Annotated in this window: 21 protein-coding genes; 6 read left to right on the top strand and 15 right to left on the bottom strand. The window is 35.4% G+C overall.

Features of this window, described 5'->3' with window-relative positions; genetic code table 11:
- The 5 genes from U8D43_RS09155 to U8D43_RS09135 all read right to left on the bottom strand — a co-directional run.
- Window positions 1-802: RNA-guided endonuclease TnpB family protein (locus U8D43_RS09155; RefSeq protein WP_335870887.1), on the bottom strand; the 802-nt coding region annotated here is incomplete at its 3' end.
- A gap of 9 nt (window positions 803-811) precedes the next feature.
- Complete coding sequence (gene tnpA / locus U8D43_RS09150; protein ID WP_335870886.1) at window positions 812-1,210, bottom strand: IS200/IS605 family transposase; 399 nt, start codon at window positions 1,208-1,210, stop codon at window positions 812-814.
- A 356-nt stretch (window positions 1,211-1,566) separates the two neighbouring features.
- Window positions 1,567-1,800: a hypothetical protein gene (locus U8D43_RS09145; RefSeq protein ID WP_335870885.1), complete on the bottom strand. Its 234-nt coding sequence runs from the start codon at window positions 1,798-1,800 to the stop codon at window positions 1,567-1,569.
- 257 nt (window positions 1,801-2,057) lie between these two features.
- Window positions 2,058-3,227: a DHH family phosphoesterase gene (locus U8D43_RS09140; RefSeq protein WP_335870884.1), complete on the bottom strand. Its 1,170-nt coding sequence runs from the start codon at window positions 3,225-3,227 to the stop codon at window positions 2,058-2,060.
- Window positions 3,228-3,307: 80 nt separating this feature from the next.
- Window positions 3,308-3,508: a hypothetical protein gene (locus U8D43_RS09135; RefSeq protein WP_335870883.1), complete on the bottom strand. Its 201-nt coding sequence runs from the start codon at window positions 3,506-3,508 to the stop codon at window positions 3,308-3,310.
- 219 nt (window positions 3,509-3,727) lie between these two features.
- Here U8D43_RS09135 and U8D43_RS09130 point away from each other — a divergent pair, with 219 nt between their 5' ends.
- The gene (locus U8D43_RS09130) at window positions 3,728-4,771 is read left to right on the top strand and encodes an HD-GYP domain-containing protein (protein WP_335870882.1); all 1,044 of its coding nucleotides are present in this window, start codon (window positions 3,728-3,730) and stop codon (window positions 4,769-4,771) included.
- Between the two features lie 710 nt (window positions 4,772-5,481).
- Here the strand turns inward: U8D43_RS09130 and U8D43_RS09125 are convergent.
- The 5 genes from U8D43_RS09125 to U8D43_RS09105 all read right to left on the bottom strand — a co-directional run bounded on the left by U8D43_RS09125 (window position 5,482) and on the right by U8D43_RS09105 (window position 12,324).
- Window positions 5,482-6,840, bottom strand: a complete 1,359-nt coding sequence (locus U8D43_RS09125; protein ID WP_335870881.1) for an MFS transporter — start codon at window positions 6,838-6,840, stop codon at window positions 5,482-5,484.
- Window positions 6,841-7,347: 507 nt separating this feature from the next.
- The gene (locus U8D43_RS09120) at window positions 7,348-8,250 is read right to left on the bottom strand and encodes a DUF1002 domain-containing protein (RefSeq protein ID WP_335870880.1); all 903 of its coding nucleotides are present in this window, start codon (window positions 8,248-8,250) and stop codon (window positions 7,348-7,350) included.
- Between the two features lie 245 nt (window positions 8,251-8,495).
- On the bottom strand, window positions 8,496-9,110 hold the full coding sequence (locus U8D43_RS09115; protein WP_335870879.1) for a stage II sporulation protein M: 615 nt from the start codon (window positions 9,108-9,110) through the stop codon (window positions 8,496-8,498).
- Window positions 9,111-9,560: 450 nt separating this feature from the next.
- Window positions 9,561-10,889 carry a cytochrome P450 gene (locus U8D43_RS09110; RefSeq protein ID WP_335870878.1) on the bottom strand — a complete coding sequence of 443 codons (1,329 nt, stop codon included), beginning with the start codon at window positions 10,887-10,889 and terminating at the stop codon, window positions 9,561-9,563.
- A 1,162-nt stretch (window positions 10,890-12,051) separates the two neighbouring features.
- Window positions 12,052-12,324: a hypothetical protein gene (locus U8D43_RS09105; RefSeq protein ID WP_335870877.1), complete on the bottom strand. Its 273-nt coding sequence runs from the start codon at window positions 12,322-12,324 to the stop codon at window positions 12,052-12,054.
- Between the two features lie 399 nt (window positions 12,325-12,723).
- On the opposite strand from U8D43_RS09105, the gene U8D43_RS09100 reads away from it, so the two are divergent.
- The 5 genes from U8D43_RS09100 to U8D43_RS09080 all read left to right on the top strand — a co-directional run bounded on the left by U8D43_RS09100 (window position 12,724) and on the right by U8D43_RS09080 (window position 15,439).
- Window positions 12,724-12,975, top strand: a complete 252-nt coding sequence (locus U8D43_RS09100; RefSeq protein ID WP_335870876.1) for a hypothetical protein — start codon at window positions 12,724-12,726, stop codon at window positions 12,973-12,975.
- A 10-nt stretch (window positions 12,976-12,985) separates the two neighbouring features.
- On the top strand, window positions 12,986-13,318 hold the full coding sequence (locus U8D43_RS09095; RefSeq protein ID WP_335870875.1) for a hypothetical protein: 333 nt from the start codon (window positions 12,986-12,988) through the stop codon (window positions 13,316-13,318).
- A 329-nt stretch (window positions 13,319-13,647) separates the two neighbouring features.
- Window positions 13,648-14,001, top strand: coding sequence for a hypothetical protein (locus U8D43_RS09090; protein ID WP_335870874.1), 354 nt, complete (start codon window positions 13,648-13,650; stop codon window positions 13,999-14,001).
- A 354-nt stretch (window positions 14,002-14,355) separates the two neighbouring features.
- Window positions 14,356-14,487, top strand: a complete 132-nt coding sequence (locus U8D43_RS09085) for a hypothetical protein (protein ID WP_335870873.1) — start codon at window positions 14,356-14,358, stop codon at window positions 14,485-14,487.
- 418 nt (window positions 14,488-14,905) lie between these two features.
- Complete coding sequence (locus U8D43_RS09080) at window positions 14,906-15,439, top strand: hypothetical protein (RefSeq protein WP_335870872.1); 534 nt, start codon at window positions 14,906-14,908, stop codon at window positions 15,437-15,439.
- Window positions 15,440-15,752: 313 nt separating this feature from the next.
- On the opposite strand, the gene U8D43_RS09075 is transcribed toward U8D43_RS09080, so the two are convergent.
- From U8D43_RS09075 to U8D43_RS09055, 5 genes are all read right to left on the bottom strand, one after another.
- Window positions 15,753-16,217: a GNAT family N-acetyltransferase gene (locus tag U8D43_RS09075; RefSeq protein WP_335870871.1), complete on the bottom strand. Its 465-nt coding sequence runs from the start codon at window positions 16,215-16,217 to the stop codon at window positions 15,753-15,755.
- Between the two features lie 12 nt (window positions 16,218-16,229).
- Complete coding sequence (locus tag U8D43_RS09070) at window positions 16,230-18,005, bottom strand: ABC transporter ATP-binding protein (protein WP_335870870.1); 1,776 nt, start codon at window positions 18,003-18,005, stop codon at window positions 16,230-16,232.
- On the bottom strand, window positions 17,998-19,719 hold the full coding sequence (locus U8D43_RS09065; RefSeq protein WP_335870869.1) for an ABC transporter ATP-binding protein: 1,722 nt from the start codon (window positions 19,717-19,719) through the stop codon (window positions 17,998-18,000). The genes U8D43_RS09070 and U8D43_RS09065 overlap by 8 nt, the downstream gene beginning before the upstream one ends.
- A 55-nt stretch (window positions 19,720-19,774) precedes the next feature.
- Complete coding sequence (locus U8D43_RS09060) at window positions 19,775-20,659, bottom strand: alpha/beta fold hydrolase (RefSeq protein WP_335870868.1); 885 nt, start codon at window positions 20,657-20,659, stop codon at window positions 19,775-19,777.
- Between the two features lie 988 nt (window positions 20,660-21,647).
- Window positions 21,648-23,003, bottom strand: a complete 1,356-nt coding sequence (locus U8D43_RS09055) for an aspartate aminotransferase family protein (protein WP_335870867.1) — start codon at window positions 23,001-23,003, stop codon at window positions 21,648-21,650.
- Window positions 23,004-23,029: the final 26 nt, after the last annotated feature.

Genomic DNA, 23,029 nt, shown 5'->3' with positions numbered 1-23,029 from the left:
CTTCAATCACAATCACTTGGTTTTCGTTTGTGATTTCATTACTTACTTTGTGAAGGAAATCATTTCGTTGATTGGTAATCTTTTCGTGAAGTTTAGCCACTTGTAGTCTAACTTTAGTTCTATTACTAGACCCTTTCTTTTTGCGTGACAAAGAACGTTGAAGAAAAGCTAGTCTTTTTTCAGCCTTTCTCAACCATTTAGGATTTTCGTATTTTGTACCGATAGACAATAGTGTAAAGTCTTTCAATCCAACATCAATGCCGACCATTGTATCAAGTTTAGGGTACAACTGTTCATTTTTCTCCACCAAAACAGAAGCAAAATACTTTCCTGTTGGAGTTTGAGAAATTGTAACAGACTTAATCAGCCCAGAAAATTGTCTATGTTGCTTGATTCTTACCATTGTTTTCAACTTTGGAAGTTTGATATAACTGTTTTCAATGCGAACAGTTCCTTTTTGGTTGTTGGTCGTATACCTGTGATGATTGTCTTTTTTGCTTTTGAACTTTGGAAATCCAGTGGACTTATCACGAAAGAAATTAGCGTATGCTTTGTTTAGATTCATTTGTGCATTAGCTAAAGCAAGGCTACCCACTTCCTTTAGAAACGGAAATTCAGCTTTATATTGTGCAGGAGTAGGATGTTTAATGGATTTGTCTATGCATTCTTGAGATTTTTTATAAGAATGGATTCTATCAGCAAGCATTTTGTTATACACCAAACGCACACACCCGAAGGTTTTTGCGAACAATATTCGTTGTTCCTTATTTGGATAGAGACGATACTTATATGCTTTCAACATTACCAACACCTACTTCCTACCTTGCTTTTCAATGGACTGTTTGACTGATTCTATGGAAGCACCGCCCGTTGTAATCAAACAGAAGCTTCTTGACCAAAACGTTTCTTTCCAAAGCTTTTTACGAACCAAGGGATAGTCACGTTTTATCAATCGAGAACTGGCACTCTTATAAGCATTTAGAAACTTAGATAATTCACTATTAGGATGTGCCTTGAACATGACCTGTATATGGTCTTTATCGTGATTCCAATCTTCAACCGAAATATTATACGACTGGCCTATTCTCACAAAAATATCTTTTGCATAGTTTGACATACTATCATCAAATATTTGTCTACGATATTTCACTACCAATACTAGATGATAGTGCAAAAGAAAGACTGAATGTTTATTACTATCTAATTTCATTATGTTATCAAACTTTCTGTATGTACAGACTGATTTTAACATAATTTGCTAATAGCTACAAATACTTTGGCTGACGCCAACCGAAAATTCATCTCCCACTTACTCATTGGGCTACGCCCTTCACATTCCTTGATTTGAGAGAATTCTTTTCGGAAACCTAGTTAAATTGGTGCTAAAAGCAACATATTTCGAGAAAATAGCTTCACGAAAAAAATTCCAACAAACATATAGCCCTCTTGTCGCGAGGAATCATCCTTCTAATTGGACTCTTTAGTATAGCAATATTTCCGGACATTTGTACTTTTTCTTCTAAGGCTTTTTTCGTTTACATTGTGGCTATTTCATCTGATTTTTGACTACATCTTCCACTTCACAGTTGATTTCCAGCAAAAATAGACGGATCTAGCTGCAGTGGCTAGGGACTCGGGGCAAATGAATAACTCTCCAGTGATGCTGGCATCACCTTCGAGCTCTTCATTTGCCTGCCGTCCCTGGGCAGCCCCTTCCGCTTTTCTTGATCTAGCTGCAGTGGCTAGGGACTCGGGGCATTTGTCAGCCCCTCCGCTTTTCGTAAATGATGCCCGAAACAAAGCTATATCAACGTTTATAGACTGATTCGAAAGGCACAAACTTTGCGAAAACAGTCTCTTCAAAAGAATAACTGAAACTCGTAAGAATCAGTTGTTCTCAGTCTCTTATCAAATTGTGTGAGTCGCTTATGTAAACTATCGACTCTTAACCGATTTATAGAACACCACACTAATGAACTAATCATTCTAATGCGTTTCAAATAAAGTCAGAAGGAAATCACATTTCGATTTATTCGATTGACCAATGAATACAAAAATCACTTAGTAGAAGTATTTTGATACTCAATGAATACTTTATCCCGTGCTAATCCTACTCCATATTTTTTCTTGATATATGTTTCAGCTTTTTGGTAGTTTGGAAAGCTGACATCCATTTTATTGCCGTTCTTAATCATTTTCCAATTATTTTTCTCGAAAAACAACAGAATGCTAAGGTCTTGTTGATTTATATAAAGAGATCCTTTTTTATTCTCTTTCACATTCAATTTATTTTGCTCAGCATCAAGATAAATCGATTCCAGAGAGAATACATTTTGAACAAAAGTACCAAAAGCTTTTTCTGTGATTGAGCCTCCTGAAGCTTTTTTGTGCCCCCCACCATTAAATTTTCCTGCTATTTCAGACACATCAATCGTATCGTGAATGGTACGAAAGCTCATTCTCTTACTCCCCAGCGAAAGTAGGATAATGTAGTCCAGGTGAGGACAGCTTTTTCCGAGCGTGTTACCCAGTTCTGAAATATATGACTCTGCATGAACAATTCCTACACAATGATTTTCATACATAATTTGATATATTTGTCTTTTTTTTCTGTTGATGTATCTTTCAATTTTTTCCTTTTCAATCTGTAACAGCTTTTTTTCTACCTCATCAAACTGGAACTGCGAAAGCGTTTGTATTTTTGTTAGCATCCTTTCTTCAAAATCAGGGAAGGACAAAAGTGAAAATAAATCATTTAGTTGCTTCGCTCTAACATTTTCGTGTTGTTCCCATTCCCAAGTGTCATATTCACGTATTAACTCGACAACTTCATCCAGAATTGGAGAAGCTGTCAGATGATCATTATTCAATAAATATGTATAAAACAAGGAAGTCGCGCAAGCTAACCTCCCTGGTGACTCTTCAACACTTACAGATGCCCAATGATGTCGATTTAAATGCAGCGCAGATTGGTGATGGTCAATTAAATTAGCTTTACCACCACGTTGAATTCTTTCTGATATTCTTTTTTCTTCTAATTCATTAACAGACAAATCCGTTATCAGTAACCAATCATGATTTTCTTGATCTTCTAATAGGTCTCTTAGGTGATAATGCATAGATCCAAGTGAAGAATAATTCACTTCAACATCATTTTTAAAAGCTAGCTTTGCTAAAAGTCCGCACCCTAAGCCATCTAGATCATTGTGTGTAATTAACCGTATCATAATAGTCTTCCTACCCTCATCTTATTTTTATTTAGTTTGACTCAAATCACAGATTGCATTCTCTTTGATTTGGAAAGTAGTTACCCTTGAGATTTTTTCTTTTTTCTTTCTTTCTTTATCTGTTTAAAGCTTTTATCAATCAGTTCAGTTAAGACATCAACCTGATAAACTCTACCAATTTTCGTCTCTTCTTGATAATAAGAAACGATTTGCTTGAGTTTACTAAAGGTTTCCTCGTCAATTCTTACGTTGAGTTGTACTTTTTTCTCTGTCCCGTTCATATGAATTCCCCCCAAGTATCTAGCAATGAGCTAGATTTTATCTATACTACTTCGAGTTACACCCCTAATTCCCTGCAATTAATTATGGACCCTAGAAATGGCTCTATGACATAATGCCTATATTCTGAAAAATAACACTACAGCCATTGTGAATAGAGGTTTTCGTGATTATAATATAGAGTAAGAGCTACTTAGCCTTGCCCCGAGAGGAGTCGTGAAATGGAACAGTTACATATATCTTTTGACTTAGTAGATGAAATACTAGGAGAAGATATTTTCTCCCAACAAGGAATTCTCCTTTTAAAAAAAGGGATCATTCTATCTGAATCACATATTTTATTGCTTCAAAATCATAAATTTGGCCAAACCATTTCAATGGAAAAGAAATCAACCCAAAAAACGCTACCACTAAAATCAAAAAATGAAAATGAATATGATGACTTTACCGAATATTTAGCATCTGAATTTCAAAAAATTCAAGATGGATTCAGCTTAGCCAACATTCCGGTTATCTTAAAAAAATTTTCAGCTCTAGAAGAAAAGACTCATAATGATATAGCCATCACCACACTTTTCCAAAAACAATCAACTGCAAAAAACCATCTAATTCAACACAGTATTCACGTCGGATTATTAGCTTCACAAATCGGTAAAGTACTATCCTACTCTCGACTTCAATGTCAATTACTAGCACAAATGGGCTTACTTCACGATATTGGCATGTTAAAAATCTCCCAAAAAATATCAAAAAAAACCGATTCTCTTACTACAAATGAGTGGGAAGAAATTAAAAGTCATCCAACAATTGGCTATGATTTACTAAAAAATGTACCCTATATCTCCCCACTAATCTCTCAAGCCGCATTATTGCACCATGAAAGAGTCGATGGTAGCGGATACCCAATGAAAGTAAACGAAAGAAAAATACACTTGTTAATACAAATTATTTCCGTTGCTGACACATTTAATGCTATCTGTTCACATCGCACGTATTCCAGTAATCAGTCTTACTTCACCGCCGTTACTGAGCTTATGAATGAAGTCCATAATAATAAACTGAATCCTGCAATCGTCATACCTTTTGTTCGTTACATTATGAGACAACATTTACGGCAACAAGTCGAACTAGATACTGGAGAAATTGCTGAAATTATTTTTATTCATGAAAATGAACCACATCAACCTTTAATTAAGCTAAATGAGGAGTTTATTGATTTACGTAAGCATCCAACGATGAAAATCGTAAAACCTGGAATAATGTAATCCATTTACATTATTCCAGCGGTAATGGAAGTCAACATAGATAAGACTGTCTGATAAATTTTTCAAGACAGACTCCTATATTGACTTTCCTTTATACCTGCCCAGCATAAGCAATCCGTAATATATGAGTAAAGCAGTGATAGGTAAAAAGATAGGGATCAGATGATACTCTCTTGGCAGCAAAATAAACAGAACTATAGAAGTGAACAACTTAGGCAACACTACAACAAACCATAATCGCACACGCTGGTTTCGAAAACTCATATCTATTTCTTTCATAAAAACCTCCTATAAATCAATAGTTTTTCTATAAAATAAACGGCTCTTCGCTATTTAGTGTTGACAAGACAATTTTCTAGGGTTCAATTGATGCTACCATTTTAGCTTAATGTCAGGATTCAACATATTGATTAAAACAAGCGAAAAGCCAAACCGGACAAGAGAATGAGTTCAATCGCTCGCTCAGCATTCACCACCTGTTACAAGAATAATTTATTGAGTTCTGAAACCTACATAGTTGTTTGAACTAAATACTAAATAGCGAAGAAGCAAATAAACGAATGTTCTAATTTCCAACTGGATTTTTACGTCTTCAATCGTCTTCAAACATAATTTTCCAGAAAAATGCTTACTTCCAATATATCAGATTATTCCGATTAATTAACCTTTGTCTCTTAACCTAACAAAAAAACTCACAATAGTTAGTGAGTTTAAGATGAGTGTTGCATAATTTTCAAAGGACGAATATATAAAATAAACAAACCTACTGCCAGTGTGAGAATTCCAATTAGTCCTAAAAAATTATTTCGATAGATGATTTCCGCCGAATAAGCACTTTGCCACGCAATTAACATTCCAGAAATAGCCACCCCTAAAGCACCTCCGAAGAATTGAACCAGTTGATACATACCCATTCCTGTTCCGATTTCATCTTTAGGAAGAATACGAGTGGCTTCATTGGCAATACTTGAAGTTAACGCCGAGAATCCTGTGCTCATAAACATATAAGCAATCATAATCCAATATGGGGATACTGATGAAAAGAAGGCAAATAAACTGGTGGATAGAATCAATAAAAGCTGACCAACGACCATTAAGGGCTTATTACCAAAATGGTCTATTAATCTACCAATGAATTGAGCAGCAATCGCCGAAAGCATCGCACCGGGAAAAATAATTAACCCAATCGTGGCAGCTCCTTTTTCATGAATAACCGAGAGCATAATTGGCATCATAAATAATGTAGAAAAATGGGTAACAAATGCGACAAACCCGATTAATAGTAGTTTAATATAGGGTCTCTTTTTCAAGATACTCGGTTGAATAAACGGGATTTGAATTTTATGGATGTGTACCCATAACACAAATACGCTCACCATACTGATTAGAAAGAAGTAAATCGATAAAGTAGATAAAAACAGTAATAAACAAGTAACCGAGATCGCTGTTAAAAGCGCACCGATGAAATCGAATTTTATTTTCTTGGTTTCTTCCTTAGGTAGCAAACGATAAAATAATGGTAGCAGGAAAACGACTACCCCGGTGACAATAAATAACTCATTCCAACCGAACGCCTGTGTAATCGCCCCTCCAATGACCGGTCCCAATCCAAATCCAAGTGAAGCAGCAGAAGAAATAAATGACATAGCTTTCCCCCGTCGAGAGACGGGTATATACCTTCCAGCCAAAACCATTGCTAAACCTGGAACAGCTCCAGCTCCTGCAGCTTGTAACAAACGAGAAAAAAGCAAAACTTCAAACGTACTTGATTGCCAGCCGATAATGGAGGCGAAACTCAAAAGTAATAACCCCGTTAAAAGAAGCCTTGAAATCGGAATATAATCTGATAAACGACTATATGTTAACGTTGAGATGGCAAACACGATTGAATATCCTGAGACAATCCAAGAAGCCGTTGATGAATCCAGCGACAATTCCTGTAGCACGGTTGGCAAAGCTACATTGAACATCGTGGTATTCATCACGACCAACCAAACGGCCACACTCCATATTAAAACAATCTTATTTTCGTGATCTAGAATATTTTGCTGTTTTATTGGTTGCCCCATAGTCTCACATCCGCTCGTCTAAATTTCGTATCACTAAATAAATAATATCTCTTCGTACTATACAGGGGAGATTCACAGCCGTCAAAATATTCGCTTAGTAAAAAATGGGTAATCCTTACAGTTATAGAACATGAGCATAAAAAAGGACTGACTTATCACCTCACTACACTGTTTACGTATGATCTCGAATTGTTTGTGTCTGTTAAGCTAGACACTAAAACATTAAATACTTCAGGCTGTTCACTATAGAAAAAAGCTAGTTGAGAATAAAATCAACTAGCTTTCCAAACTTTTTTTTATTTTCTTTCACACCCTGCAGGCTTTTCTTCTATAGAATAATTTCAGACTTGCAAGGGTTTCCATCACTGGTGAATTTTATAAAATCTGATATTCTTATATGTTTAAGTTCTACAGCTTTTTAGTTAGACTATCTTGAAAAATCGATGACAGTATTGATACATTTCAAGACTTGACTTGATTAGGTTTACTCTGAAGTGAACCACTATCTCAATTAAATAATCCTTTGAAAAAATCAACAATACTTTGGAAGAAGTTTTTGACCTTTTGCCAAAAACCCTCATTGCCAACGATTTCATCCAGTTTTGTAGAAATCGTGTCTTGTAAATCATTCAATTGCTGTTTGACTGTATCAAAATTAATATTGAGTGACCGAATTTTATCAAATAAGTCTATTAACAATTGACGGTCTTGCTCACTTAAATTAATGTTCAAAGACTTTAATTTTTCTTCAACGATTTTTTCAACTTCTTGGCGAGAAACAGGATTTTGTTCGGAAATTTCTTTTTTTATTTCTGTCAGCAATTCGCTCACTTTTTCAGGATCAATACCTGCGTTCTCAGCAATTTCCGTCGCAATGTTCAGCTCTTCATTTGCAACTTCCATTCGCTCTTTATTTAACGCTTCCCCACTTACATCATACGCTTTATATATTCCTGTTAAAGCGGAGTGTCCACTCACTGCAATAGGTGAAGCTACTTCAACGATTGCCCCTTCTACTCCTGCTGTAATTAGAGCATTTGCGTACATACTTTCCGTTACTTGTGTAATATTCTTTGGGGTAACTAGTTTGACAATTAGTCCCTCATCCTTCTCTTGACGAGTAATTTTTGCTGAAGAAAACATACGAGCATTTCGATTTTCTCCTTCGATATATTTTACTAAATCGTCACCTGTCACGGTAACTTCTTCAACTAAATTACGATCTGTTACCTCTAATAGATTCTCAACATCTACTTTTTGTGCTTCTGAAAGTGAACCCCCGTACACCACAATCGGCAAACCAAATTTCTCATTAATGCTAGTTTTATTGTCTGCTGCTTGAGTGATTGATTGTACAGAAAACGAAATCACTAACAGAGCAATAATAATTTTCATTATGCGGTTACTCATCATCTAATCTCCTTTTTCTATCCTTCTAGATCTATATCATAACGAAATTCTCTCTTTTCTACTTCCTGCTGGAGCTGTATTTTATACCTGGACAATTACATTTGCCAATAGTCAGAAAATAAAAATATTTTCCGGGAAAGCGCAAAATATTACAAGCAAACTTATAATACTACATATCCAATATTTTCACTTCTAGAAAACGACACACCAGACCAGATTTCTACAATTTCCGCCATTAATCTACACTACATAAACCTCTCAAGAAGCAGGCTCGTAAGATACCCTTCAATTAATGCCGAAACAAGGATAAGAGGAAATACAACAAAAAGAAATGAATTAATACTCATAAGGACCGAGTCTTTAAATGAAACGGCCTTTTTATGCTTGAATACTATCCTCCATATATTCACACCAACAAACGCTCCAATCGAGGCTGCATAAACAAAACCTGTTAATTCTGTGATTCCATGAGGCGCAAGTCCAAATACGATAACGGGAAATAAAGAGACTCCACTAGCTTTTACAAAATGAAGCACAACGCCAATAATCACTCCATTGACCAACAACAGAAAATGAGGGAGGATGATGATTGGAATTAACCCTAGTACCATTATCATGGCACTAACACGCATATTATTCAAAAAAATCGTCCACGTAATCGCTGAATCAGAGTTTTGATTCGATATTTTCTGAAATTTTTCTTGAATTTGAGAAAAAAATTCATTGATGTCTATTGGAAGAAATTGAATGAACCAAAAGGAAGCCAAAGCTGAACCTAATAATAACAAATAACTTGTGATAAAATGACCAGCGTAATGATCCTTAAAATTCCTCCACTCTCTTTGATACCTTTTCTTCATTGTCTAGTTCCTTTCTTTTCTCAGCCTAAAAAACGATTATCATAAAAAAATGAGAACAACTTATGACAAAGTCTTCATATATAATTATTAATTATTAATTGCCAACGATCTTTATAAAAGGCTCTTTTTGTATACTTTAGAGCTACTTCAACTAATTTTCGATTGAACCCTCCATTTCACTGCTGATTTCGATCAAAAAACAGAGGGAAAGATAACCAGAAACTAATCTATATCACCATTTATAGACTGGTTTGAAAAGCTACAATCTTTGCGAAATCAACTTTGGAAAATATACCTGGATAAGCCTCCCCTTTTTAATAGTTCACCAAGATCAAGAAATCTCCTGCAAAAGAAAACAAAAGGCTTAGAGCTAGTCAAAGCAACCATTCTAAATCTTATCAAACTACCAGATAAAAACAGGTGAATTTCCTATCTGTTCCTCCGCCAAATTTATCTCCGCTTGACTAACATTTTTAACTTTCCCTTTGGTCTTAGAGTAATCGAAGGGTCCATATCTACTTCCTCAACAAGATTAACATCAAATTTTCTCAATATGGTCCCTAAAACAAGAAGAGCTTCAAACAAAGCATAGGGGTTTTCCAAACATTTCCTTGAACCATTCCCAAATGGGAAATAAGCCTGTGGATGAATTCTATTTATTGGATCACCTAAAAACCTTTCAGGACAAAACATTTCGGCTTTTTCAAAGCTGCTCGAGAGTTTATGAATTATATACGGGGAGATTATGATCCCTTCCCCTTTCCTAACAGAAAAAGGACCGATTTCAACGTTTTGAAAGGCTCGTCTGCCAAACAAATAAACCGGTGGATAAAGCCTCAATGACTCAAGAATCACAGCTTTCAGATAGGATAGTTGGTCAATGTGTTCAATTGATAATTGTTCCACTTTAATTTTTTCTAGTTCTTCAAAGACCTTTTCTTTCGCAATTGTGTGTTTGCTTAAGTTATACAGTACCCATGAAAGAGTACTAGCTGTGGCTTCATGCTCATCAAAAAAAATTTTCAACAATTCATCTCGAAGTAGTTTATTGGTCAAATAGTTGCCGGAATGATTGTCACACGCATTTACAATAATTGATAGCAAATCTACATATTTTTGTTTTGGATGTTCACGACGATAATTCATGATGGTATATACTACTTTTTCAAGTTTAGAACACACTACTTGAAAATTTCGATTTCCTTTCAAAGGGGCTGAATATGGTACATGATAAAGTGCACGTATCCGTTTAGTAGCTAACCCCAGGACCGTGTCCATTTCATTACCTGAAATTTCCTTATTTTCAAAAGTAGATAAACTGAAAAGAGTTTTGGAAATCACTCCTAATGAGATATTCATTAGGTCCTCATTAATAATTCTTAACGGATTTTGATCCCACTCCTCGAGATACTTCTCAGTTACTTCGACTGTATTTTCACCAAAAAGGGAAATATGTTTTTTCGTAACAGAAGGATGCATCATTCTTCTCTGCTTTAAGTGAAAACCCCCTTCTCTCGTTAATAGTCCTTCCCCAGTAAATGGATCAAGCTCATTGAAACTCTCATTTTTGTGAAAGGACATCGCTTTCGTAACTAATACTTCTTCTATATAATCGGGCTTCATCAATATATAAATAGGATATTGCAAAAAACGTACCTTCGCAACATCTTGATAGTTTATGCGAATGTTATCCAAAAACCCTAAAGGATTATCTTGAAACTCTTTCAAATTTCCAGAAATCATGCTACTACCCCTTGGACCACTTACTTTCATACCCATTCATTCTCACCTCATACAGTTTATTTTGAACTATTGTATTACGTGAAAAAGACCTTTATTAACGATATGTGGAAATTTAATAGATCGATTGTATTCTCATCCAGCGGCTCCAACCATCTACTTGTGATGTTGATCCCCATTTGTTCTTACAATCTTTTCATTATTCACGTATTCAGTATTTATATCTCTTTTTCTATTTATCATCCTACTAGGATGATGAAGTTCATTCCTGTTAAAGATGGTTCTTTTTCATGTACGACAAGTATCTATTATTGATTGATGCGAAATACATGTTCGTTTGCTTGTCCAAAAATCAAAACCGATAGGCCAAGGGTTAAAGATATGACTAACGAATAGTAGAGAACGAAGCTATATTATTTATGCTAAAAATGAAACTAAACAATTATAACAAGTCAGGTTGGGTAACATCACTTTTTATAATCAAGCAAAGGGATAGAGAAGGAAACTTCATATTCTATAAATAATGCTTGTATACATTCTATATAACGAACAATACTTTGTAAATAAGCTATATGTAACATAATATCTCATTCCCAAACTCACTACTCCTAATTTCTATCTGAACAATATACAAAATCAGAATTAGATTGAATTTTTCTGAACTTCTTCTAGGCTTTATTATAAACATAATAAAAACCTTGCTTTCTCAAATAGATCATGTTATATTTAACTTGCGATGAGCTCATTTGTGTAAGTCGAATAAGGCACGTTGATTTATCAACAAGTGTGAATGTGGTCACATTGTCTATCGCCTCAAATACGTATTGAAAGACGTCTGACGGATATTCAGGCGTCTTTTTTATTTCTTATTTTTCACCTTAATGAAATAAACTAGAATTTCGTTCAAGTGCATATTCCTGATTTATGATCTAGTTTGATTAGAATTTCCCTCCACATAGTGATTATGCGTTCGGAATTATCTTCTCTGACCCGTTTGATGAAATCGATACTGAATAATCTGATTTCACAAAAATATTTCCCGTCTGGACAGTTCCTCCTGAGGTGAATATTATTTAAATTCCCCCAATAAATACAGGCATTTCAATTCCTATTTTCAATTTCATTATCAAGGATAAGGGACAGGGAAATGATTAGAGGAAGATTCCCTATAGAAAATCTCTCCTCACTATTCATACATATTTTAGTCATTTTTGGTTATTAGTTTTTTTTTAATATAGTCCACCATTGGAGAAAATTCACTCAAGAGTGGTTTTATTTCTTGTAATGATTGAAAAATATTAAATATTTGATCCATCAATTGATCTGAATTAGACTCTTCATCACTCTCAATTACTTCCTCTTCTTCTACTGCTTGATGTTCGGTTCGATTTGGACGATTTGAACCGAACATCATTTTTGAAAAATGATCTTCTTGCTGTTCGTCCGATCCGCTATCCATTATTTTTTCAGACATTATTACACCACCTTTAAAACCAGTTATGATATAAGTAAACTATGCTTGTTGCGTTGAATTTGGTTAGACAAACACACAGATTGAGGAAACTCTTTCTTCAGGCAATTTAATAATAAATGGATGCATAATTAAAAAAGCTCACCATGATGTAACGGGTTATTGAGTACAAAATGTAATAAAGTAATACAAATGGGAGTTCAATTCGCATATGAATTGGACTCCCTTTATTTGTTGATATATCACTATTTTTTAAAAATAACCTCCATAATACCATCAGAATTAACACCATAATTAGCAAGTGACTTCTATCCAACAGTTAGTATTCCAATTATGTGTTAAACTAGGTGCAAATTGGGCGTACTGAATGTTGAACGATTTTAATTACGAGGTCTAAATAATATGAAGTTTATTAAGCCTAAAAATAACAATGCTGATGGAGTAGATTGGCTTATCTCTGAGCGAGTAAGAGCGATTGTAAAAACCAATGCGGAATTTACGGAGTACAGCGAAAATGAAGTTGTGGATGTATTTCTGCTCAATCTTTTGGATGACAAAGATTTTATAAAATGGATTGAAAGTAAGCGAAATAACCGAAGAATTATTAAACAATTAGAAATCGAACATTTAATGGAGAGCAATAACGTTTGCTAAGTAAAAGAGATTGGCTACCAAAGAAGATAATCATGTTGAGGAGCAAACCCCCATTTCGACGGCTGAAATAGGAGAAAGAACAAAAGATTACGAATTGTTAATGCCAAAGCAGTTCGGAACAAAATACAAAGGTTTATTGTTCAATTCAACTGCATTTATTTGGAACGGAAATATCTATAAAATTCAATACAATCATTGTTCCGATCCGTATTGTAAATGGTACGGTCTTCCCCAAGAGAAATTTGCAACAAAAGGTGCTACATTAGATTGTCACAGACAACCCTATCAATTTGATGTATCGCACAGGAAATTGAGTGATTGCTTCAAATCAATTCTGTCCTAGATGTCGAACCTGATTATCAATTTCATAAAGAGGATTGTATTGCGGAAGAGTTTACCCCTTTTAGTGAACCAAGGGAGTTCTATAAGCGTGGGAAAAGCACTGGTAAATCCCAAAGATGGCAATGTAAGACGTGTAAAAAGTTTACCAATGTACTACCTAACCGAAAGCAATCTATCACATAAAATCAAAAACGAAGTGATATTCTTCTTTGGTTTACAAAGTTATTGGTAAGTAGGGTTCCGATTACAAGAACTTGTGAACTTTTGGAAATTGGGAGAGGAACTTATTACGATAAATTAGAATTTGTTTACCGAAGATGTTTAGAGTTTTTGGAACGGCACGAAGCCAAGCCCATTCAAAATATGGATTTCAATGAAATGTGGTTAAACACCGATAAAATGACCTATTTTTTGAACAATGTTCGGAAGAAAGGGATGGGCGGCAGCCAGTATGACGATTTAGAAGAAAGTCAGTTCCCTACCAACGTTGTCATAACTGCTGATGTACTTTCACGCTATGTGTTCCGCAGTGATGTGGCATATGATTGGGATATTTCATTGGGGGACATTGCCCAAGACACTGTTCTTTTAAAAGAAGACCATCTAAATGAATTTGCCAAGAAACACGCTCGGTTTCCGAAGTATTCTCATTATCCGATGCCACGTTCGAAAAACGATACATAAACGGAAATATAGTATTGAGATGAATTAGATAAAATTGAACGCAGAGCGAAGTATATAGATGGATTTCATATTAATTCTACCAATACAACCATTGCCCATTACTGGCTCATCAAACAGCTTGTAAGGGCTTCGGAATGGCGTTTTATGACCGACAAAGATAATTCCTTAATGACTTCCATTTATCGGGTATTCTCCAAAGAAATTCGTCTATCAGATGCCCACCATTTCCTTTGTCAAACGGATAAAACCAAATCTCGGAAACAGGCTCGTGAGGAATTTGTTCAGGCATGAGTGGATTTAACCAACTGGGGAATTAACTCTGTTTACGATACTAAGTCTTTAAGGAAGCTTGCGTTGTTGAAAATGGAGGAACTGTTTCATACCAACAATTTCATAAGGAGGTTGGAACGGGCATACAGTCATTATGAATATGCGGGTAATCCGATTGAGCATCCACTTGCAACGATTGATAGAGGATTTCGATGAGTGGAGTGCTCAACCAATCTTTCATCACTCGAACCGAAAGATATTGCAAATCTTATCTTGAACGTGAACGACAATGCCACGAATATTTTCATCCAGCAAATTCGCAGGAGGCTATCTATCTTAGAAAGACCTTTAACGACAGCTCGTGGTGATGGCAAAAGTTATATCTATTCCAATTTCAATCCGAAATACGCTCAAATGGCACTCACAATATTGCGGACTTATTACAATTTTTGTTTAGCTTACAAATAAAAGGGAATGGTAGGTACACCTGCTCAACGATTAGGCATTTCAAAAAAGCAGTTTGATATAAAAGAAAGAATCTATATGCAATAAGTCGAGTAATCTGCTAGACTTATTAATTTATTTAACAAGGTGTTTAGAATACTATGTTAAAATATGTTAAAAGGGGTTGCATATGAAAAGATTAAATAGAAAGAGATATTTATGTTTTATCTTATTAATTCTAACAGTAGCTCTAACGGCTTGTACTTCAAGCCCTGATTTCGAGGCTTATGAAGGAAATTCTTTAAGAATTGCAGTGATCGGAGAATCGCCAAAAGTAAAAGTGGAACAGGTGAGATTTACGGAGATTTCATTCGACGAAATGAAAAGTGAAGAACTGAAGTCTTATGATGCAGTCTTTATTAGGGAGGATAATCTTTCAGAGGCTTCTGAAAGCCAATATGCAGATGTTTACTTAAATTCAACAATTCCATTTTTCTTTATCGGAACTGATAATTATGTTCCTTTTACTGAGAAAGATTTAGTGTACGACAAGACTTCGAATTGGACTGCTGGTATTAGTTATGCTGTTGGCCTTCTCGCATCACAAGAAGATGGCACATTAAAGAAATGGGAATATGGTTTGTACAATGATGAAAAGACTGATGAACACATTAAAGAAATGTATTCAAGAATTTTCAAGACAATTGATGAACTAAATCAATAATGAAAAAGGAGCATAACGAATATGCTCTTTTTACTGCTATTTTTGTTGCTAATTAAGTTACTAATTTGCAATTAATGGGCTATCTTTTTTTGCTGTTATTTATCATTTTGTACTTCTGAACCGAACCCGTTAACCATGATGAGCTTCTTTTACAACACTCTTTTCGAAAATATTGGGGCTATTTCATCTGATTATTGATGAATTCTCTATTTCAAGGTTGATTTCCCTCAAAAACAGACGAAATGATGCCCGAAACAAAGCTATATTATTGATGATAAATTGAAACGAAAACCAAAAATTTACGAAGATTTCTTTATAATATTTTTTGAAAGCAATCCACCACTTGTCCATTTTCTGAGAGCTTCCTTTCAAAAAATACATATCCCAACTTCCCCCAAAAAAATTTAGCTTGCTTGTTTTCAGGCAACACCGCTAAGCGAACGTGCTTACAGTCCTCTTCTTTTAGTAACGATTCTAGTCTAAAATATGCTTTAGAACCAATACCATAGCTTTGATAATCACCATGAATCATGAATAAACCAATCCACGGAAACCCATCTTTTTCATTATGGTGTAAATAATTCGCAACTCCAATATAGCTCTCGTCTAATTTAATCAATAGGGATTTTGTTTTACTATTGATGAATTCTCTTTCAATGGTTTCTTTCGTTCGAATCGGACTTCCGTTTTCCATGATGTTATAATCTTGATTTGATGCAACCATTTCTTCTGCAATATAGAGATTTTCTTTGGTTATTCTTTCAAATGAAATACTCATTTAATGACTCCTTTAACCCAATTCAGTGAGCTGCTGATGGCGATACAACTTAGCGTAAGAACCATCTTTTTCTAATAATTCTTTATGAGTTCCTTTTTCGACAATCTCCCCCTCTCTCAGTAGCAAGATACAGTCTGCACCTAAGATTGTGTTCAACCTATGCGCGATCACAAATGTAGTAGAATTTTTCATTAAGCGTTGTAACGCTTCATTTATTTTGATCTCTGTAATCGTATCGATACTACTTGTAGCTTCGTCAAGTAAAAGTAAGGTAGGTTCAATTAACAATGCTCTTGCTATAGCGATCAATTGTCGTTGGCCAAAGCTAATTGAGGTTTGAGCGGAAATAGATGTGTCATATCCTTCTGGTAATCTAGAAATAAATTCATGAGCATTTGCTTTCTTCGCGGCGATAATTACATCTTCATCTGACGCATTTAATTTTCCATATCGAATATTTTCCAATATACTCGTTTCAAACAAATATGAGTCTTGAAGGACCATTGCCATGTTTTCTCGAAGGTTACTTCTTTTTATTTTTTCGAGGAGAATGCCATCAATGCTTATTTGTCCGCCATCCGGCTCATAGAACCTAGATAAAAGGTTTAAGACAGTCGTTTTCCCAGATCCTGTAGGTCCGACTAATGCAATGGTTTGTCCTTTTTTGGCATGGAAAGATAAATTTGTTAAGGTATTATTATTTTCTTTGTATGAGAACGAAACATGATCAAACTCAACCTCACCGTTTATTCGGTCTAGTGAAATCGCCTCTGCTTCATCCTTATTTTCAAAGGGTTCGTTCATTATCGTAAAGACTCGTTCTGCTCCCGCGATTGCAGATAAAAGCATATTCAACTGGTTAGATAAGTCATTTAAGGGGCGAGTAAATTGTCTGGCATAAGCTGTAAACGTCACAATTACTCCAATTGAAATATAGCCCTTAATAGCAAAGATTCCACCCAAACCGACAATGACCGCAAAACTTACATTGTTTAACATATTTAATAATTTTGGAATAAAACCTGTATACGTTTGCGCCCAATAACCGGAAGTCTTAATGTTATTATTTTTCTCATCAAATTGGCGCATTATTTCGGCTTCTTTTCCGTACATTTTGATTAAATGTTGACCCGACAAGGACTCTTCTATAAACCCATTCATATCTCCAAGTTGTTTTTGCTGTTCTTTAAAATAGAAGCTTGTTCTTTTCGTTATCCATTTAAGTCCAAAATAGAGGATAGGTACAATCATCAAGGTAAATGAGGTAAGCAATGGACTTAACCAAATCATCATTGCAATCGTTCCTATCAAGGTAATCACACTTGTAGAAATTTGAATGACGGCAGAATTTAACGTTCGGCTGACATTCTCAATATCATTCGTCATTCTACTCATTAGCTCACCTTGTTGATGCTTTTGAAAGAAAGAAAGGGAGAGATTTTGAAAATGATAAAACAAATCATTTCGCATATGAAATACACTTTTTTGTGAGATGTTAATCATCCAATAATTTTGCAGAACTAGAGTCAGACCTTGACTGAGGTAAATTAGGATTAGACCACCGAGTAATGCAACTGATTTATCCGTATTTTTTGAAACAATTAATTCGTCAACCGCTACTCCCAATAAGTAAGGGGCAACGAGCGAGAAAATAGCCGATAATATGACCAATCCTAATGTAAACACAAACCATTTTCTATAGAATCTCATATACTCCCATATTTTAAGAAGAGTTTTTTTCCAATTTTTTATACTTCTTTTTGATCGAGTAGCTTGTTTATTAGACATATCGGCTCCTTTCTTTCTCACGTTGCGAATCATTGATTGAAATATATAACTTATTCGACTCGAGAAGTTGTTGATGTTTGCCCTTTCCAACAATTTCTCCATTTTGTAGGAGCAAAATCTGATCAGAGTTTTGGATTGTACTCACCTTTTGCGCTACCATAATAAGAGTACATGCATATGATTTCAACGCTAATAACAGATTATTTTCAGTTTCAGCGTCTAGAGCACTTGTGCTATCGTCTAATATGAGAAGACTCGGCCTTCTAATCAATGCTCTTGCTATCGATAGTCGTTGCTTTTGCCCGCCAGATAAATTCACTCCCCTTTGTCCAACTACACTGTCATAGCCCCTAGGTAGTGAGAGAATAAAATCATGAATTTGAGCATCTTCAGCAGCTTGTTTCATTTCTGCGAAAGTAGCATTTGATTTTCCCCATAATAGATTTTCACGTATGGTACCCGAAAACAGATGGGCTTCTTGTGGAACCACCGCAATAATTCCTCGCAAATCTTTATCAGTATACGCAGCAATTGGTTTTGAATTAACATAAATATCGCCCTCATTATGAGCATATAATCGCGGAATGAGTTGTAATAAGGTAGTCTTACCAGCCCCCGTCGCTCCCATGATCCCAATGAACTCACCCTCCGCAATCTCAAATGAAAGATTTTGTAAAACATTCACATTGGTTATCTCATCTCGATAGGAAACATTCTTAAATGAAAGCGACTCAATACTTTCGATCGTTTCACTTTTTCGAACGGACTTAACGGGATTTACTTGCAAAATCTCATTGATTCGATTTCCGGATGCTTTCGCTCTTGAATAATTCATGATTAAAAAAGAAAAGACAGAAAAGGAAAAGAGGATTCTCATGCCGTAGTTAATTACGGCAACCATTTCACCTGTTTCACCGTTTCCTTGTTCAATCTCAAAAGAGCCGAATCCTATTAATCCAACTAAAATTAAATTCATTCCTACCATAACCATGGGCATGGAAAGTTCCATTACCTTTAATGCTTTCGTATTGTTCATTAACAGGGATCTATTTACGGTTTCAAATCTATCTTTTTCATACTTTCCTCTGTTGTAGGACTTTATTAATTTAATTGCCATGAGATTCTCTCGAATAGTGGTATTCACACCGTCTATACTTTCTTGAACATGTTGAAAAAGATGCACACCTCTTTTTAGTACCCAAAGAAAAATCCCCAGTAAAATTGGGACAGAAATAAGTAATAACACAGCCAGTCGCGGATAAACAAAAAAGGCCATCAACAAACTTCCAATGATAAACAGTGGAGCGCGTAGCATAATTCTTAAACCCATAAACAAGAGTATTTGAATAGAATTTACGTCATTTGTAATTCTCGTAATCAAAGTAGATGGGGGAAAATGTTTAAATGTGTTTAAAGAAAACTCTTGTGTTTTAGCAAATAAGTCTTTACGTAAATCAAATCCGACTCCTTGACTTACTTGGGCTGCATAGAAGGTGTTCACGATTCCGGAAACAAATGCTAGAAGAGATAAGACTAATAAAATACCCCCCCAAAAGCTAACCGCTTTCATATCCCCTTTTAATATGCCTTGATCAATAATGAGGCCCATCAGAAATGGTTGAGTTAGTTCTACAACTAATTCAAACATCATTAAACTAAGTGCGATACTAACTGATTTTTTATATGAAGTTAAATAACTTAAAATTCTCCTCATCAATTTCTCCTTTTTCTATTCTGTTGACAGGTTATCACAATAATTATGTATTATGTTAGATGATTAGCTTGAAGAATGGAAGAAAATAGCTTCTCCAAATGATAAGGGTAGATAAAATGACCCGTTCTTTCAAGAGGGTGAAAATGCGAAAAGATAATTTGCTGATTAATAGCACATCAACTCTAAATGGTACTATTTGATCTTCTTGGCCATGCCAAAGATGCAGATTGATAGGCAAATCTGTCTCATCGAATCTTTCTTCGGCTAGGTAATGATAGTAGTCTTTGTATACATTATCTACGTTCATTCGAAACACATTTGAAATAATACTTGTTTGAATTTCCGCATAACTCCATTTTCTATAGAAGTGTTTCTGTAAGGAGTTCCATTCAACCATTCCTCCATACATTTTAACCATCCACTGAGAGAGTCGTTTCTTTTTTAATAGCGGCTTTGTTCCTTTTAGAAAAAAACAAAAAGCGGCTGGATTCCAATGAATAAAGCTGTGGAAGAAGCGATCAATACTATGTAATTTTGGTCTAATATTATCTGATATTAAAGGTGGAACTCCTCCCCATATATGAATGCTTTCAACTTCATTATTTAGAATAGATGCAATCTTAAGTGATGCCACACTCCCGGCTGACCAAGCCAGAAATGAATAATGAGACAATCCAAGATATTGAATCAAATCTCTGATTTTCATCGCGAAATGGCGATAGAATTCTTGCCTACTTTTCTCAAAATACTCCCGGTCGATGGCGATAATTAAGATCCTCTGACGCAAAGCGGATGTTTGTAAATACAAGCCTTCAAAACTACTGCCTGGTGTTCCATGAAAATAAATGACCGGGTAACCGCTTCGATCACCAAACAGGCGATAAGCTAATCCGTTAAAAATCAATAATGGAAAATCTCTGAACTCATTCTCTAAGCTCATGGAATACCTCCTATTGATTATTCATGCCTAATTCCTCGAAATAAGATAATAGGATTTCCTGAATGCCAATATTGTTTACATTCCCCGATGAAGGCTTCTCAATTAGAATAATACGAGGGCTATTCCTGTATATAGAATAGTCTTCTAATCGTAAATAATCATTGTTTAACAATACATTGTACCAGATTAACCCTCAAATTTTCTACTGTCATAGAATTACACTTTATCACATATTTATATCTCCTATCTCAACAAATTATCGAAACCTTCTTACTCCCACAATAGTTCGTTACATTAGTAAAAATTACTCATGAAGAGCAATTCTCTTATAAAGCTAGTTCGTTTAACTTCTTTTCGAATGTATTGTTTCCATTTATTTTATTATTCTCAGCTATTTTTTTCGATGATTTCATTCATAACGACTGTTTTCACAAATTTTTTGGCTTTTCGTATTAGTCCTCCTACCGTGTTGAAGAATGACTCCGGGTATTTTTTCGCCTTATTTTTAGGTAGATATGAGGAAAAAATGGTCTGTTTGCTTCCCTTTTTATTTGCTTGAGCAACAATGCATTCGAAAAGGGACTTTATAAACTATGAAGGAAAGCAGCGAGACAGATAATTCCTACGATATATATTCTGTTTTAAAAACAGTCTTAACAAAAGGCTCTTTTCGTAAATATTGTGGTTATTTCATCAAATTTTTGATTAAATCCTCCATTTCACAGCTGAGTTCCATCAAAAATGACGGATTCAGCTTCAGTGGCTAGGGACTCGGGCATTTGTCAGCTCACTACGTGAAGCAGGCTTTACTTCGTGTTCTGCCAGATGCTTGCCGTCCCTGGACAGCCACTTCCACTTTTCGTAAATGATGCCCGAAACAAAGCCATATCAAAGATGATAAACTGATTCGAAAAGCCACAATTTTTGTGAAAGCAGTCTAACTAAAATAACAGCCCCCGAATTCACTGATCGGGGGCTGTTATTTTAGTTATTTAATTGTGCTTAACCCATCAACAAGGCTGTTTACAATTAAGTTTAAGTCTTGTATTTCAATACTAAGTGGTGGAGAAATGGTTAAGACATTATTAAACCCGGCTACAGTCATTCCATTTTTCCCAATTATTATTCCGTGATCTTTACAGTAAGAAATCACCCGATTCACTTTTTCTCCTTCTAACGGTGCTTTCGATGCTTTATCCGCAACAAGTTCAATGCCAATTAGAAGTCCCCTTCCACGTATATCTCCAACATAAGGGTGATTTTGCAATCTATTTCGCAATTCATTTAACGTTTTTTCCCCTAATTCAGCAGATCGTTCAAACATTTTTTCATTTTCCATTATTTCAATGTTTTTCAAAGCCAACGCACATGCGGCAGGATTTCCTCCGAAAGTATTGATGTGTCGAAAGAAATCGTACTGTTCTTGACCGTTAAATTTCTCATATATTTCCCGTTTAACAGCTGTCGCAGATAGAGGTAAATAGGCACTTGTAATTCCTTTTGCCATTGTAATAATATCCGGCTGAATGTCTTCATTCATAAAGCCAAACGGCTTTCCAGTGCGACCAAATCCACATATAACTTCGTCAACAATTAAGAGCGCTCCATGCTTCTCACAAACATCTTTTGTTGCTTTCAAGTAACCGGTTGGGGGCACAAGGATGCCTCCACCCGTAATAATCGGTTCCAAAATCATGGCGGCTATTGTTTCACTTAATTCCCAAGTCATCGTTTTATCAATTTCTTGTACGGAGGAAAGTTCATGAGGAGTTTTCCCTTGAACTTCGTCGCGGTAAGCATCTGGAGGAGATACGTGAATAAATCCAGGGGCAAGCGGCTCATACTTATATTTCCGCTGTGCTTGCCCTGTCGCTGCTAATGAAGCCATCGTATTTCCATGATAGGCACGATACCTCGATACAATTTTATAACGATTGTGTTCTCCGTTTTGTTGATGATATTGCCTAGCAATCTTAAACGCAGTTTCATTGGCTTCAGATCCACTATTAGAGAAGAAAAAGACATAGTCCCCATCTAACCATTCATTTAATTTTTCGGCTAATTGGACTGCTGGTTCATGGCTTTGAGTTAAAGGAAAGTAGGCCATTTTCTTTAACTGCTCATAAGCAGCTTCTGCTAGCTCGTCACGTCCATACCCAATATTTACACACCACAACCCCGCCATTGCATCTAAATAGCGTTTGCCATCTTGCATAGTTACCCATGCACCCTTTGATTCTTTAGCCTGCATGGTTGCTTCTGGATTATAAGGCTTCATAGAATGCCAAATATATTGCTCATCCTTTTTCAAAGATGAATTCTTTGTTTGTTTTGCTTGAACCATGTTCTCCCTCCTTGTTCATCATCTGT

It is taken from the genome of Bacillus sp. 2205SS5-2 (assembly GCF_037024155.1).
GTDB lineage: Bacteria > Bacillota > Bacilli > Bacillales > Bacillaceae_K > Bacillus_CI.
The sequence above is the reverse complement of the archived record's forward strand: the minus strand, read 5'-3'. Positions and strand labels throughout refer to the sequence as shown.